Origin of the sequence: Rhodanobacter thiooxydans, from assembly GCF_030291135.1 — a bacterium.
In the GTDB taxonomy this organism is placed as follows: domain Bacteria; phylum Pseudomonadota; class Gammaproteobacteria; order Xanthomonadales; family Rhodanobacteraceae; genus Rhodanobacter; species Rhodanobacter thiooxydans_A.
The window spans coordinates 1,412,874-1,427,238 of the sequence record NZ_CP127409.1 but is presented as its reverse complement, the minus strand read 5'-3'; the positions used below and the strand labels follow the sequence as shown (position 1 = coordinate 1,427,238).

The following is a 14,365-nucleotide window of genomic DNA, read 5'->3' as shown; positions in this document are numbered from 1 at the left end:
ATCGGGCCGGCAAAAGCCGGCCCGATGCATCCCGCGAAAGGTGCCGCGCGACTCAGTGCAGGCTGTCGAGCAGGCGCTTGGCGGCGTCCTTCTGCATCTGGGTGCCTTCCTTGACCACCTCGCCGAGCATGGCGCGCGCGCCTTCGGCGTCGCCCATGTCGATGTAGGCACGTGCCAGGTCGAGCTTGGTGTCCACCGGGTCGTCGTTGAACTCGTCCAGCTCATGACCCGGGCCGGTCGGCAGCGGCGTGCCGCCTTCTTCATCGAAATGCCAGTTCGACGCCGGTACGGCGGGCGCCGGCTTGCTCGACGCCAGCGGTGCAACCACGGCAGCATCGTCCGCCGTCGGCGCGGCGCGGGACGCCGGCTCGGCGACGGCCCGGGTCAGGTCGAAGTTGAAGTTGTACTCGCTGACGGGTTTCGGCCCGTTCGGCGGCAACGGCGGCATCGAGGAGACCCCCGCAGGTGCATCGTTCTGATCGGCATAGTCGTCGATGTTGAACTCGCCGCGCGCCTCGGCATCGTCATGCGCCGCCGGTTCGGCGTGGTGGTCAAACAGCGGGTGGCCGGGCACCAGGTCCTCGCCCATGTGCAGCACGTCCTGCCACTCGTCCTGCTGCGGGTCGGTGATATGGGCGTGCATCGCCTCGGCTGCCGCCTCGAAATGCTCGACGTCGCGGCGCGAGTAGTACAAGGTGACCAGTTCCAGGTGCAGGCCGATGTCGTCGGGGTGTTCGGCCAATTGGTCGAGCAATTCGTCCTGGTCGATGTCATCGCCGGGGAGGTCCTGACCAGCGGATGGCGAACCGAAACGATCCGCCAGCGACGACGAAGCCTTCGCTGCGTCGGCGCCCGGCTTGCGCCGACGACCAAGCATGGCCAGCAGGATCAGCAGCACGATCGCGCCGGCCCCGGCCGCCCAGGCCCAGGTCTGCATGTACCACGGCTGCTCGACCGCTGGCGTGCTGGCCGATGGCAGCCTGGCAGGCTTCTCCACCGGCTTGGCCGGCGCTGGTGTCGCGGCGATGGGCGTGGTCACCACGGAGGCCCCGCTGACCGGCGTGCTGGCCGGGCTGGACGCAGCAGCCGGCGCGGCTGTCGCCGCCGAGTGGGCGGCAACCGGCGCCGCAACCGCATGGGCGGCAGTGCTGGCGGTGGCGGTGGCGGTTTCCAGGCGGCTTGCCGCCGCCGGCACGGTCGCCGCGGCAACCTTTGCCGTGCTGGTCGTCGCGGCCGGCGGCATGCCGGCCGCCTTGCGCGCGGCAGCCAGCTTGGCCTGCAGCTCGGCGATCTCGTTGTCCTTCAGCGACAGCAAACGCTCATTCTTGCTGTTGATGTCCGCCAGATCCTTCAGGCGGGTCTTCAGATCGGTACCCTGCTGCTGCAGGCTGGCCAGGCTTTCGCGGGTGCGCATCAGGTCCTGGCGAAGGCTGGCGCTGGACTTGTCACCCGCACCGCTGCCGCGGATTCCGGCAGCGCTGCCTTCCTTCGCCGGCACCAGCGCAAGCCGGTCGCCGGTATCCGGCGCGCTGGCGGGCGCCGCAGAACTGGTGGCGCGGGTCGCGGCATCGGCCACGACCGTGGGTTTTCCCGGCACGCCGGCTCGCCAGTCGCTGTTCTGCCGGCGCACTTCGGCGGCGGCTGCGGCGATCGTCATGGCCTGCGCCTCGGCCGAGGTCGGTACGCGCAACACAGCGCCACTCTTCAGCGCATTGATGTTGCTGCGGTAGAACGCATCGGGGTTGGCCTGCTGCAGCGCCAGCATCATTTGCTGTGCGTCCACGCCAGCCGGCGTCACGCTGCGCGCGATGCTCGACAGCGTCTGGCCGCGCTCGACCGGGCCGTAGTGGCCGTTGCTGACTGCCGGGGCAGCCGGCTTCGGCTTCGGGACCGGCGCGCGTGCGGGTGTTGCCGGGCTGGGCCGGGCGGCCACCGGCGCCGCGGCCGGAGCCTTCGCAGGTTGCGCCGGCTGGCTCGGCGCCGATACGGCCGGTACGGCGGCAGCTGTCGCCGTCGGTGCGTTTGGTGGATCGAGCAGGATGGCGTACTCGCGCACGCTCTTGCCGGCCTTGCCGTTCACTTCGATCAACAGGTCGAGGAAGGGATCGTCCACCGGCGTACTGCTGGTGATGCGGATGACCGGCTGGCCGGCACCGGCCTGGCCCACGCTGAAATGCAGCGGGATCGAGGTACGCCCGCCGACGATGCCTGCGCGCGCAAATTGCTCGCTGGAAGCCAGCTGGACGGTGAGACCCTGCAACTCCGCCGGACTGTCGGGATGCAGCGGGATCTCGGCCAGCAACGGCTGCCCCAGCGTCGATTTGACCTGGATCTGGCCAAGGTCGACCGCCATGACCTGGCTGCTGCCCAGTGCCAGCGCGATCAGCATCGACAACTTCAACGAACGATTCATTGCATGTTCCCCCGAACGATCCTGGCGCGACTCTTCAATTTATTCATGGCGTTGCCGCAATGGCGGCCACTACCCCAAACGAGGTGCCACTTTAGTTACATGCAGGCCAATCAACAATAGCTGCAGCGAATACTTGCAGTGCATTGCTGTGGTGCGTTCTCACCACAGCGGCACTTTCAATCCGCACCCGGGACCGGCACGGCCTGCAGTTCGTCCAGTTGTTTGTGCAGCTCGGCGATGGCCTGGTCCTGCTGCTGCAGCCGTTCGCTGGCCCGCCGGCTGTCCGATTCCTGCCGGCCGAGGTCCTGTTCCAGCTGTTCCACTTCGGCCTGGCTGCTGGCCAGTTGCTGCCGGGCAGTCGACAGCGGTTTTGCCAACGCCGGCGTGACCGGCAACGACTTCGCCCGGTCGCCGGCCCAGGCCGTCGACACGATTACAAATCCAGCAAGTACAAGGAGTTGCATCAAACGCATTTCAGAGATAATCCTCGATCAGCAGTTCGGCGATCTGCACCGCATTCAGCGCCGCGCCCTTGCGGATGTTGTCCGAGACGATCCACAGGTCCAGCCCGCGTTCGTGCGAGATGTCCTCGCGGATACGCCCCACGTACACCGCGTCGTTGCCGGCCGCCTCGCCCACCGGGGTCGGATAGCCACCCGGCTTGCGCTCGTCCACCAGCACCACGCCCGGTGCCTGCCGCAGCAGCTCGCGGGCCTGCTCGGCGGTGATCTTGTCGCTGGTCTCTATGTGCACCGCCTCGGAATGACCATAGAACACCGGCACGCGCACCGCGGTCGGGTTCACCTGAATCGACTCGTCCTCCAGGATCTTGCGGGTCTCCCACACCAGCTTCATTTCCTCCTTGGTGTAGCCGTTCGGCTGGAAGTCGTCGATCTGCGGAATCACATTGAACGCGATCTGGGCCGGGAATTTCTTGCCCGGCTCCACGCTTTGGAAGTTCAGCAGGGCCGCGGTCTCCCGCCCCAGCTCCTCCATCCCGCTGCGGCCGGCGCCGGAAACCGACTGGTAGGTGGCCACGTTGATCCGCTCGATCTGCGCCGCGCGGTGGATCGGCGCCAGCGCCACGAGCATCTGCATGGTCGAGCAGTTCGGGTTGGCGATGATGCCGCGCGTGGTGTACTGCGCGATCGCGTGGGGATTGACCTCGCTGATCACCAGCGGGATGTCGTCCTGGTAGCGGAACTCGGAAGTGTTGTCGATCACCACCGCGCCAGCCGCCGCCGCCCGCGGTGCGTGCACGCGGCTGACCGAGCCCCCGGCCGAGAAGAACGCGATGTCGACGCCGGCGAAATCGTAGGTATCCAGCAGCTGCACGGTGATGTCCTTGCCGGCGAAGCTGACCTTGCCGCCGGCGGAACGCTCGCTGGCCAGCGGCACCAGCTCACTGACCGGGAACTCGCGCTCGGCGAGGATCGCCAGCAGGGTCTCGCCGACCGCGCCGGTGGCGCCGACCATAGCGACCTTGTAACTGCTCTTCTGACTCATGGGGATTGTCTGCTCAGGGGTGGAGGGTTGCGCCGGTCACTTGTCCAGCACGGAAGGGTTGAGGATGGTCGGCGGCCGCCCGGCGTGCGGGCCGTGGCCGAACAGGGCCAGCACATTGTCGACCGCCACCGAGGTCATCGCGCGGCGGGTTTCGGTCGTGGCGCTGGCGATATGCGGGCTGAGCACCACGTTGTCCAGTTCGAGCAGGCCCGGGTACAGCGCCGGCTCGCCCTCGAACACGTCCAGCGCGGCGCCGGCCAGGCGTCGCTCACGCAACGCCGCCGCCAGCGCCCTGTCGTCCACGATGCCACCGCGGGCCACGTTCACCAGCATCGCGGTCGGCTTCATCAGCGCCAGCTCGGGCGCACCGATCGCGTGCCGGGTCTGCGGCGTCAGCGGCAGCACCAGCACCAGGAAATCGGCTTCGCGCAGCAGCTGTGCCTTGTCGACGAAACGAGCGTTGCAGGCGCGTTCGGTCGCCTCGGGCAGCGGCGAACGGTTGTGGTACAGCACCGGCATGCCGAAGCCGACTGCGCGACGCGCGATGGCCTGGCCGATCCGGCCCATGCCGAGGATGCCCAGGGTACGGCCGCGCACGTCGGCGCCCAGCCACGCCTTGAACTCGGTGGCACGCCATTGCCCGGCGCGCAGCCAGCGCTCGGCCGCCATCATCCGCCGCGCCGCGCCCAGCAGCAGCGCCCAGGCGTAGTCGGCCACGCTCTCGTTGAGCACGTCGGCGGTGTTCGAGGCGGCGATGCCGGCGGCACTGAGCGCATCCAGATCGAGGTTGTCGTAGCCGACGCCGAGGTTGGCAATAATGCGCAGCCGACGCGCGCCGGCGATTTCCGCCGCGCCGATGCGGTCCTTCAGGCCGACGATCACGGCATCCTGCCCGGCCAGCTTCGCCGCAAGTTCGGCCGGACTGAACTTGCGCTCCTCCGGCTCGGCCGTCACCTCGAAGTGCGGTTCGAGCCGGGCGACGATGTCCGGGAAGGTGGGACGCGAGATCCAGACGCGCGGCTTGCTGGTCAAGGCACGGCTCCGATCGCGGGGGCCATCTCGTCGGCAAGCCAGTAGTACGCCAGCGTCATCGCGAACAGGGTTCCGATCAGCCACAACGCCCAGCGCCCATGCCGCCAGGCTGCGCGGAACGGCGAATACTGAGCCGGAATGTCGACCAGGTACGCTGCGCAATAGCAGGCATTGGCGAGCACCGCCAGCACGAACAAGGCCAGCACGGACTGGAATCGCAGGGCGGCCAGGACACCCGGCCAACTCATCATGACCCAGCCGACGACCACCAGCACCAGTGCCAAGTTGTAGGCGATCCGCCGCACTTCCCAGTAACGGATCGCGTCGCCGAGGATGTCCTGCAACGACGCATGCGGCGGAGCGGCGTGGAGCGGATTCGACGATACAGGCATGACGTACCCCTCCGGCTCAGGGAATGCGCGGCGCCACCGCGCCCACATCGCCGCACTGGGCGCGGTGGCGCAAGGCATGATCCATCAGCACCAGCGCCATCATCGCCTCGGCGATCGGCGTGGCGCGGATGCCGACGCAGGGATCGTGGCGGCCCTTGGTCACCACCTCGACCGGCTCGCCGGCCAGGTTCACGCTGTGGCCGGGAATCAGGATGCTGGAGGTGGGCTTCAGCGCGATCGAGGCGGTCACCGGCTGGCCGCTGCTGATGCCGCCGAGGATGCCGCCGGCATGATTGGACGCAAAGCCGTCCATGCTCATCTCGTCGCGATGCTCGCTGCCGCGCTGGGCCACCGCGGCGAAGCCGTCGCCGATCTCCACGCCCTTGACTGCGTTGATCGACATCAGCGCACTGGCCAGGTCGCCGTCGAGCTTGCCGTAGATCGGTTCGCCCCAGCCCGGCGGCACGCCGTCGGCGACCACGTTGACACGCGCGCCGACCGAGTCGCCGGATTTGCGCAGCACGTTGATGTAGTTCTCCAGCGCCGGCACCTGGGCTGCGTCGGGCCAGAAGAACGGGTTCTGCTCCACCGCGTCCCAGTCGAACGCGTCCGGCACGACGTCGCCGATCTGCGCCAGGTAGCCGCGCACGCGCACGCCGTAATGTTCGGCCAGCCACTTCTTGGCGACCACTGCGGCGGCCACCCGCATGGTGGTCTCGCGCGCCGAGGAACGCCCGCCGCCGCGTGGGTCGCGGATGCCGTATTTCTGCCAGTAGGTGTAGTCGGCGTGGCCGGGGCGGAAGCTTTGCGCGATGTCGCCGTAGTCCTTGCTGCGCTGGTCGGTGTTGCGGATCAGCAGCGCGATCGGCGTGCCGGTGGTCCTGCCCTCGTACACGCCTGAAAGGATCTCCACCTCGTCGGCCTCGTGCCGCTGCGAGGTGTAGCGGCTGCGGCCGGTGGCGCGGCGATCGAGGTCGCTGCGGAACTCCTCGGCGCCGAGCGCCAGTCCCGGCGGGCAGCCGTCGATCACGCAGCCGATCGCCGGCCCGTGGCTTTCGCCGAAGGTGGTGACGGTGAACAGTTTGCCGAAGGAATTGCTGGACACGAGGTTTGGACGTCTATTGGGTAATCGCCACAGCTTAACCGCGATGGCGCTGCGCTGCCCGCCATTCGTGCTCCAGCAGGGCGAAAATCACGTCGTCGACCCACTCGTCGCGCAGCCACAGGCTTTCGCGGTGGTGCGCCTCCTGGCGCATGCCCAGCGCATGCAGCAGCGCCATGCAGGCCAGGTTGCGCGGGTCGACCGAAGCGTGGACGCGATGCCGGCCGAGCTGACCGAACACATGATCGAACACCGCGCGCACGGCCTCGCCGGCATAACCGAGGCCCTGCCGGGCCGGCGCGATGCTGATGCCGAACTCGACCGAATCCCCGGCCGCTTCGGGCAGGTTCACGCCGAGGTCGCCGATCAGCCGGCCGTCCTCGCGCAGCCGGATCGCCCGCTGGAACCAGCCGTGCGACGGCGGTTGCGGCTGGGCATCGATGAACGCGCGGGCGGCGGCAAGATCGGCCGGGAACCAGCCCTGGTAGCGGGCTACCGCGGGATCCCTGCGCAGGGCGAACAGTGCCTCGGCATCATCGGCGCGCAACGCGTCGATACGCAGCCGCGCCGTGACCAGTTCCATCGCTCAGCCAGGAAGACGCACGGCGGCCGCCGCACGAATCGCCGCGACGTGCTCGACCAGGTCGCGCCGCTCCAGCGCAAACACCCCCATCGGGCCGACCTTGAACTCGATCCAGATGAACGGTACTTCCGGCAGCAGCGCGGCCAGTGCGTGCTCGCTCTCGCCTACCTCGACGATCAGCAGGCCGTCCTCGGTGAGGTGATCGGCCGCTTCGTCCAGCATGCGCAGGCACAGGTCCAGGCCATCCGCGCCGGAGGTAAGGCCGAGCTTCGGCTCGTGCGCGTACTCGCCCGGCAGCGCGGCGTATTCGTCCTCGGTGACGTAGGGCGGATTGGAGACGATCAGGTCGTACTTGCGCCCGGCCACGCCGGCAAAAAGATCGGACTGGATCGCCTCGACGCGGCCCTCGACGTGCTGGAACGCGATGTTCTCGCGCGCCAGCGACAGCGCCTCGTCGCTGACGTCGACGATGTCGACCTGCCACTCCGGGTTGTACTCGGCCATCGCGATGCCGATGCAGCCCGAGCCGGTGCACAGGTCCAGCGCGCGCTCGATGTGGCGCTCGTCCAGCCAGGGCGCGAAGCCCGACTCGATCAGCTCGGCGATCGGCGAACGCGGCACCAGCGCGCGGCGGTCGCTCTTGAACTTCAACCCGGCGAACCAGGTCTCGCCAACCAGGTAGGCCACCGGCAGGCGCTCGCTGACGCGGCGCTCGATCAGCGCCAGCACGTTCGCGCGCTCGGCCGTGGTGAGCCGGCCGGCGCCGTACGCCGGCGGGATGTCCGGCGGCAGGTGCAGGCTGGCCAGCACGAGATGCGTGGCCTCGTCGATAGGGTTGTCGTGGCTGTGGCCGAAGGTCAGCCCGGCCGCCGAGAAGCGGCTGGCGCCATAACGGATGAAGTCGATGATGGTGGCAAGCTCGGCGGTCACGGCGATCCAGGGATGAAACAGAATGGCCGGCCATTATAGGGCCTGAAGCGGCGGCCACCCCGTATACTGGGCGGATGACTTTCAACGTATTCCTGCAGTACATGCTGCCGCATCGCGCCCTGTCGCGGGTGGTCTACTGGGCCACGCGCTGGACCTTCGCGCCGTGGAAGAACTGGTTGATTGCCACCATCGTGCGCAACTACAACGTGAACATGGCCGAGGCGGCGCAGCCCGATGCGCTGGCCTACCAGCACTTCAATGCCTTCTTCACCCGCAAGCTGAAACCCGGCGCGCGTCGGGCCGATGCCGATCCGGCCACCCTGCTCTCGCCGGCCGACGGCCGCATCAGCCAGGCCGGCACGATCGTCGATGGCCGCATCTTCCAGGCCAAGGGTCAGGAATACAGCGCCGCCGAACTGCTCGGCGGCGACGAGGCCGCCGCCGCGCCCTACCGCAACGGCCGCTTCGTCACTGTGTACCTGTCGCCGCGCGACTACCACCGCGTGCACATGCCGCTGCAGGGAACGCTGAAGGAAACCGTGCACGTGCCGGGGCGCATCTTCAGCGTGGCGCCGTTTGCGGTGGCAGCGATCCCGCGGCTGTTCGCGCGCAACGAGCGGCTGGTCTGCCACTTCGAGGGCGAACACGGCCCGTTCGTGGTGGTGATGGTGGGCGCGATCCTGGTCTCGTCGGTGGCTACGGTGTGGGACGGGCTGGTGATCCCGCCGTACGCCTCGTCGATCCGTCGCAAGTCGTTCACCGGCCAGAACGTCACACTGGAACGCTTCGCCGAGATGGCGCGTTTCAACATGGGTTCCACCGTGATCCTGCTGCTGCCCGAGGGCGCGGCCGAACTGGATGACCTGCAGCCGCAGCAGGCCGTGCAGGTGGGCCAGCGGCTCGGGCGCGGCTGAGTATCCGTAATCCACGCCCAAAAACTGACGCGGCGGGTCATTTTGTGACGCCCTAGGCGCTATTCCGCTGGTTGCTTCGCTACGCTCTCGGCTTCGCCGCGCGTCCTGCGCGCCGACGAATTCCAGCGCCGAGGGGATCTCATGCAAATACTGACGCCAGTCCTTGTGATGATGCGCGCGCGCCTGCTTGGCCGCCAATTCCGCGACATCGAACGCAGCGTGCGGGCCTTGCCCAAGCGCAACCGCGAACGCCTGGGCACGCTGACCCTGCGCGAGATCGGACAAGCCTCGCGCAGCGATTTCCCGCACCTGTACGGCACCGCGCCGGAAGCGCGCTACCTGCCCTGGGGCCAGGGCACCGAGGCGGGTTACGAGCGCGCCTGCTCGAACAACGCCGAGGTGGCGCTGCGCGGCATCGCGCTATGGCTGGCCGTGGCCTACCACGAAACCAAGAATTCCCCGCACGCCAGCCTGCAGCCGCAGCACCGCCAGCTGATGCAGCTGTTGCGCGAACTGAAGGAAGTGCACGGCAGCGGCAGCCGCAGCGGCGACACCACCAGCAACTGGACGCAGGAAAGCGCGGTCGCCTGAAGCCCGGCCCGCGCGGTCACGAATCAGCGGCAAGTCGGCAGCTTCAACGTCTGCCCGATACTGATGTGGTGGTGCTTCAGCCCGTTCATCTCGGCAACTTCCTGGACGCTGGAGCAGTGCAGCTTGCGCACGATGCTGATCAGCGTATCGCCACGACGCACCTTGTAGCGGCTGGTTCCCCTCACCGCCGGTGGAGGCGCCACCGGCGCCTGCACCACCGGCACCACCGCGCGATGCAGGTCGCCGGCGAGGATTGGCCACGGGCCATCGACGCAGCGCGCGGCATAAGCCTGCTCCAGCAACTTCGGCAACTGCAGTTGCATGCCTGCCGGCTGGGTCACCTGCGGGTCCAGTCGCGGATTGAGGTTGCGCAGGGTGCGGAACCAGCCGTCCCGCATGCCACCGGCCGAACCCAGGCACACGGTCAGCTCCGACAGCGAGGCCGGCCGCTTCAGGGTGACCGTGCCGGGCGCACCGTCGATCTTCGGGAAACGCAGGTTGTAGCTGTCCGGATGCTGGAACAGCCACGCCGCGGCAAGTACCGCCGGCACGTAGTCACGGGTTTCCTGCGACAGCTGGTCGTAGATGCGCGGATCGTAGAAGCTCACCGAGGTGTCGTCGCCGACCGTGCGGCGCATGCGCCCCTCGCCGCCGTTGTAGGCGCCGAGGGCGAGTTCGAGGTTGTCGTTGAATTTCCTCAGCTGCTCGTTGATGTACTCGGCGTTCGCCCGCGCCGATGCCGCCGGATCGAAGCGCAGGTCGAAACCGTTGTCGCTGCCCAGGCCGAAGCGCATGCCGGTGGCGTACATGAACTGCAACGGCCCCGACGCGCCCGAGCGCGAGACGGCGTGCACCTTGCCGCCGGACTCCTTGGCCATGATGCCGAACAGCAGCGCCTCGGGCAGGTCCGCCTTCTGGTACTGCGGCCACATCTGGTAGCGCAGGTACTGGTAGTTGACCCAGGCGTCCATCAGCTGCGGGCGCCACTGGGTCAGCCACATCTCCAGCGCGGCCTTCACCGGGCCGTTCATCGCGATCAGCTGCGACAGCTTCTGCCCGTGCAGCAGGGTCACGCTGCGCTGCGCCTGCGGCAGGCTGGCCGCGCCGGTGCTGCCGGTGGCCAGCGCCGCCTGCGACGGGTCGACGTCGCTGTCCAGATCCTGGCCGCTGCCGAAATCGCCGTCCTTCAGGCGCAGCAGATGATCGAACGCCGAGAAGAACCGTTGCGGATCGCAGCCAGCGGTATTGCCGCAGCGCGCCGAGGCCTCCTTCAGGCGGTCCAGCGAGCGGGCCAGGGTCAGTTGCGAGGCTTGCCGGTCACCCTCGCGCGATTGCTGCAGGGCGGTTTCGTAGCCCTTGCTGGCCTGGTCAAGTTCACCGTACAGCGTGTCGAGCGGGGTCGCCGGCCGGGCGCCCCCGGTGCTGGCACAGGCGGCAAGCAGAATGATCGCCATGGCTGGCAGAACCAGACGCAGAGTACGCACAACGAAACACGACGGCATCTCGAACTTCTACCTGCGGAAAACGCCCACCATAGCGGGCGCGGGGTTTCGACTCAACGCGCCGCGACAGCAGCACCAGCTTGGCTACAATCGCCCGACCAGCAACGGATGGAACGCCATGACTGAAATCCTGATCGGCCGCAACGACAGCACCAGCGTCAACCTCGACCCGCATTACGGCAACCGCCACGGGATGATCGCCGGCGCCACCGGCACCGGCAAATCCGTTTCGCTGATGGTGCTGGCCGAAGGTTTCTCGCGGCTGGGCGTGCCGTGCTTCCTGGCCGACGCCAAGGGCGATCTGGCCGGCCTGGCCATGGCTGCGGGCGAACCGGGCGACAAGCTCAAGGCACGCCTGTCCAAGCTCAAGCTCACCGACTGGAAGGCCCAGGCCAATCCGGTGATCTTCTGGGACATCTACGGCAAGCTCGGCCACCCGGTGCGCGCCACCATCAGCGAGATGGGTCCCACCCTGCTCGGCCGCGTGCTGGAATTGAACGACACCCAGGAAGGCGTGCTGGAGGTGGTGTTCAAGGCCGCCGACGACCAGGGCTGGCTGCTGCTCGACCTGGCCGACCTGCGTGCCCTGCTCACCTACGCCGCCGACAACGCCAAAGCGCTCTCGACCCAGTACGGGCTGATCAGCACGACCAGCATCGCGGCGATCCAGCGCGCGCTGCTGAAACTCGAGAGCGACGGCGCCGACCAGTTCTTCGGCGAGCCGGCGCTGGAACTGGTCGACCTGATGCGCCAGGACATGAGCGGCCGCGGCATCATCAACGTGCTAGCCGCCGACCAGCTGATCATGAAGCCGCGGCTGTATTCCACCTTCCTGCTGTGGCTGCTGTCCGAACTGTTCGAGCAGCTGCCCGAAGTAGGCGACCTCGAGCAGCCGAAGATGGTGTTCTTCTTCGACGAGGCGCACCTGCTGTTCGACGACGCCTCGCCGGCCCTGCTGCAGCGGGTGGAACAGGTGGTGCGGCTGATCCGCTCCAAGGGCGTGGGCGTGTACTTCTGCTCGCAGAACCCGGACGACGTGCCCGGCGTGATCCTCGGCCAGCTCGGCAACCGCATCCAGCACGCCTTGCGCGCGTTCACCCCGCGCGACCAGAAGGCGGTCAAGGCGGCAGCGGAAACCTTCGTGGCCAACCCGAAGCTCGACGTCACCGAGGCGATCACCAAGCTTGCCGTGGGCGAGGCGCTGGCCTCCACCCTGGCCAACGGCGGCGTGCCGACGCCAGTGGAACAGGTGCTGGTGACCACGCCGTGCTGCCGCATCGGCGCGATCACCGATGCGGAGCGCTCCACCATCCGCCAGCGCTCGCCGGTCGGCGCGAAATACGACACCACCGTCAATCGCGAATCGGCCGCCGAGATGCTGGCCAGGCGCGCCGAAGACAAAGCCGCCGACGCCACCACCGTCGCGGCCGACGCGCCGGCCAAGGGCTCGGCGAAGGAGGCCGACGGCGGTTGGGGTGGAGCGGTGCACGATGCCCTGTTCGGCACCAAGCGCCGCCAGGGCATGATCGAGACGATGGGCAAGCAGATGGTGCGCACCGCGGGCAGCCAGCTCGGCCGGCAGATCCTGCGTGGCGTGCTGGGCGGCATCTTCGGCGGCAAGCGCTGAGGCGCCATCGATGCCGCGCGTCGAAGTAGTTCCCGCTGACACGCCCTTCGCACAGCGCCTCGCGGCCGGCTTCGGCTATCCATTGCGTGGCGCCGCGCTACCCACCTGCGTGGTGCTGGCGCTGATCCACTACGTCGGCCTGCTGCCTTCCTGGACCGGCGCGCTGGCCGGCGCCCTGGTCTGGGCCGCCACCTGGCGCTACGCCGCGGACTGCCTGCTGCACACCGCCAACGGCTACGCCGACCCGCCGGACGTCGGCAACGACGGCAACAGCGCCAGCGGCTGGGGCCTCACTGCGATCCATCTGCTGGTGGTCGCGCTGTGCGTGCTCGCCATCGTGTTCTTCCCGCGCCTGCTGTGGCCGGTGCTGATTCTGTCGGCTCTGGTGCTGCCGGCGATCGACATGTCGCTGGCGTTCGACGGCAACCTGGCGCTGGCGATCAACCCGTTGAACTGGGTGCGCGTCATCGGCGGTTTCGGGGGCGCCTACCTGATTCCGGTGGCGATCAACCTGCTGCTCGGCCTGCTGATCGTGCTGGCCTCGGTCACCACCGCGCTGCTGCCGCGGCTGCTGGCGCTGCCGCTGTTCGCCTTCGCCTATACCTACCTGATCGTGCTGGCCTTCCATCTGATGGGCGCGATGATCCATCAGCGCCACGAACGCTTCGGCATTGAACCGGAGGCCGAAAAACTCGCCGCAGCCTCCGGCCAGGATGCCGACGACCGCCTGCTCGACGAGGCGCGCCAACTCGCCACCGACGATCCGCTGGCGGCGCTGCGGCAACTGGCCGCCCGCCTGCAGGACCGCACCGCACCGCCCACCGTGCACCAGCTCTACCGCGAGCTGCTGCGCCGGCAAGGCCTGCGTGACGACCTGCTGGTGCACGGCCAGATCTGGATCGCCGCGTTGATCGCCCAGCACGAACCGCGCCGCGCGCTTGGCGTATTGCAGGAATGCATCGGCATCGACGCCACGTTCGTGCCGGACGATCCGCGCACCTGCGGCGAGCTGGCCGAGCTGGCCGCACGACTGGGCATGGATCGGCTCGCGATCCAGCTGGGCCGCGGCTACCTCGCGCACTGGCCGCGCGACCCGCAGGCGCCGCACTACGGCCTGCTGACCGCACGCCAGCTCGCCGCGCACGCCGACCAGCACGCCGAGGCGGCGGCGCTGCTGGATCGGCTCGCCGCCGCCTGGCCCGGGCACCCGCTGCGCGGCGAGATCGACGCGCAACGGCGACAACTGGCCAGCCCGGCATGAGCCGCTGGCGTCCGCCCTCGCCCGGCTCCACCGCGATCATTACCCGCGAGGGTTTCGAACGGCTGAAGGCCGAGCTCGACCACCTGTGGCACGTGCTGCGCCCGGAAGTGGTGAAGGCGCTCGCCGCGGCCGCGGCCGAGGGTGACCGCTCGGAAAACGCCGAGTACACCTACCGCAAGAAACAGCTCGGCGAGATCGACCGCCGCGCGCGCTACCTGAGCAAGCGCATCCCTTCGCTCAAGGTAGCCGAAGGCGTGCCGGGCGATCGCGGCGCGATATTCTTCGGTGCCCGCATCGAGCTGGAGAACATCGCCACCGGCGAGCTTCACCGCTACCGCATTGTGGGTCCGGACGAGACCGACGCGAAACGCGGCTGGATCAGCATCGACTCGCCGCTGGCACGAGCGGCCATGAAAAAACGCGTCGACGACGAGTTCTCCGCCGAACTGCCGGGCGGCACCGCCCAATTCGCCGTGCTCGTCGTGGATTACGGGTAGGCAGACCGGCGCACG

General features: G+C 68.4%; 14 protein-coding genes. 5 read left to right on the top strand and 9 right to left on the bottom strand.

What is annotated here, in order from left to right; genetic code table 11:
• Nucleotides 1–52: 52 nt before the first annotated feature.
• The 8 genes from QQA13_RS06360 to prmB form a co-directional block, all read right to left on the bottom strand.
• A complete protein-coding gene (locus tag QQA13_RS06360) occupies nt 53–2,413 on the bottom strand; it encodes a FimV/HubP family polar landmark protein (RefSeq protein ID WP_108471440.1) in 2,361 nt (786 codons plus the stop codon).
• A gap of 176 nt (nt 2,414–2,589) precedes the next feature.
• Nucleotides 2,590–2,844, bottom strand: a complete 255-nt coding sequence (locus tag QQA13_RS06355) for a BREX-1 system adenine-specific DNA-methyltransferase PglX (protein WP_234411311.1) — start codon at nt 2,842–2,844, stop codon at nt 2,590–2,592.
• 43 nt (nt 2,845–2,887) lie between these two features.
• The gene (locus QQA13_RS06350) at nt 2,888–3,919 is read right to left on the bottom strand and encodes an aspartate-semialdehyde dehydrogenase (RefSeq protein WP_108471442.1); all 1,032 of its coding nucleotides are present in this window, start codon (nt 3,917–3,919) and stop codon (nt 2,888–2,890) included.
• Between the two features lie 36 nt (nt 3,920–3,955).
• Nucleotides 3,956–4,951, bottom strand: a complete 996-nt coding sequence (locus QQA13_RS06345; RefSeq protein ID WP_108471443.1) for a 2-hydroxyacid dehydrogenase — start codon at nt 4,949–4,951, stop codon at nt 3,956–3,958.
• Nucleotides 4,948–5,343: a hypothetical protein gene (locus QQA13_RS06340; protein ID WP_108471444.1), complete on the bottom strand. Its 396-nt coding sequence runs from the start codon at nt 5,341–5,343 to the stop codon at nt 4,948–4,950. The genes QQA13_RS06345 and QQA13_RS06340 overlap by 4 nt, the downstream gene beginning before the upstream one ends.
• A gap of 16 nt (nt 5,344–5,359) precedes the next feature.
• A complete protein-coding gene (aroC, locus tag QQA13_RS06335; RefSeq protein ID WP_108471445.1) occupies nt 5,360–6,448 on the bottom strand; it encodes a chorismate synthase in 1,089 nt (362 codons plus the stop codon).
• Between the two features lie 34 nt (nt 6,449–6,482).
• Nucleotides 6,483–7,028: a GNAT family N-acetyltransferase gene (locus tag QQA13_RS06330; RefSeq protein WP_108471446.1), complete on the bottom strand. Its 546-nt coding sequence runs from the start codon at nt 7,026–7,028 to the stop codon at nt 6,483–6,485.
• A 3-nt stretch (nt 7,029–7,031) separates the two neighbouring features.
• Complete coding sequence (gene prmB, locus QQA13_RS06325; RefSeq protein ID WP_108471447.1) at nt 7,032–7,958, bottom strand: 50S ribosomal protein L3 N(5)-glutamine methyltransferase; 927 nt, start codon at nt 7,956–7,958, stop codon at nt 7,032–7,034.
• Between the two features lie 74 nt (nt 7,959–8,032).
• Here prmB and asd point away from each other — a divergent pair, with 74 nt between their 5' ends.
• Nucleotides 8,033–8,872, top strand: a complete 840-nt coding sequence (gene asd, locus QQA13_RS06320; RefSeq protein WP_108471448.1) for an archaetidylserine decarboxylase — start codon at nt 8,033–8,035, stop codon at nt 8,870–8,872.
• A 168-nt stretch (nt 8,873–9,040) separates the two neighbouring features.
• Nucleotides 9,041–9,463, top strand: a complete 423-nt coding sequence (locus tag QQA13_RS06315) for a hypothetical protein (RefSeq protein WP_108471449.1) — start codon at nt 9,041–9,043, stop codon at nt 9,461–9,463.
• 23 nt (nt 9,464–9,486) lie between these two features.
• Here QQA13_RS06315 and QQA13_RS06310 read toward each other — a convergent pair whose 3' ends face one another.
• Nucleotides 9,487–10,965 carry a transglycosylase SLT domain-containing protein gene (locus tag QQA13_RS06310; RefSeq protein WP_108471450.1) on the bottom strand — a complete coding sequence of 493 codons (1,479 nt, stop codon included), beginning with the start codon at nt 10,963–10,965 and terminating at the stop codon, nt 9,487–9,489.
• 118 nt (nt 10,966–11,083) lie between these two features.
• On the opposite strand from QQA13_RS06310, the gene QQA13_RS06305 reads away from it, so the two are divergent.
• Genes QQA13_RS06305 through greB form a run of 3 tightly spaced genes read left to right on the top strand, consistent with a single transcriptional unit; the run spans nt 11,084 to nt 14,350 of the window.
• Nucleotides 11,084–12,592: a helicase HerA-like domain-containing protein gene (locus QQA13_RS06305; RefSeq protein WP_108471451.1), complete on the top strand. Its 1,509-nt coding sequence runs from the start codon at nt 11,084–11,086 to the stop codon at nt 12,590–12,592.
• 10 nt (nt 12,593–12,602) lie between these two features.
• The gene (locus tag QQA13_RS06300; RefSeq protein ID WP_108471452.1) at nt 12,603–13,853 is read left to right on the top strand and encodes a hypothetical protein; all 1,251 of its coding nucleotides are present in this window, start codon (nt 12,603–12,605) and stop codon (nt 13,851–13,853) included.
• Entirely contained in the window at nt 13,850–14,350 is a 501-nt protein-coding gene (gene greB, locus QQA13_RS06295) for a transcription elongation factor GreB (RefSeq protein WP_108471453.1), read from the top strand. Before QQA13_RS06300 ends, greB begins: the two co-directional genes overlap by 4 nt.
• Nucleotides 14,351–14,365: the final 15 nt, after the last annotated feature.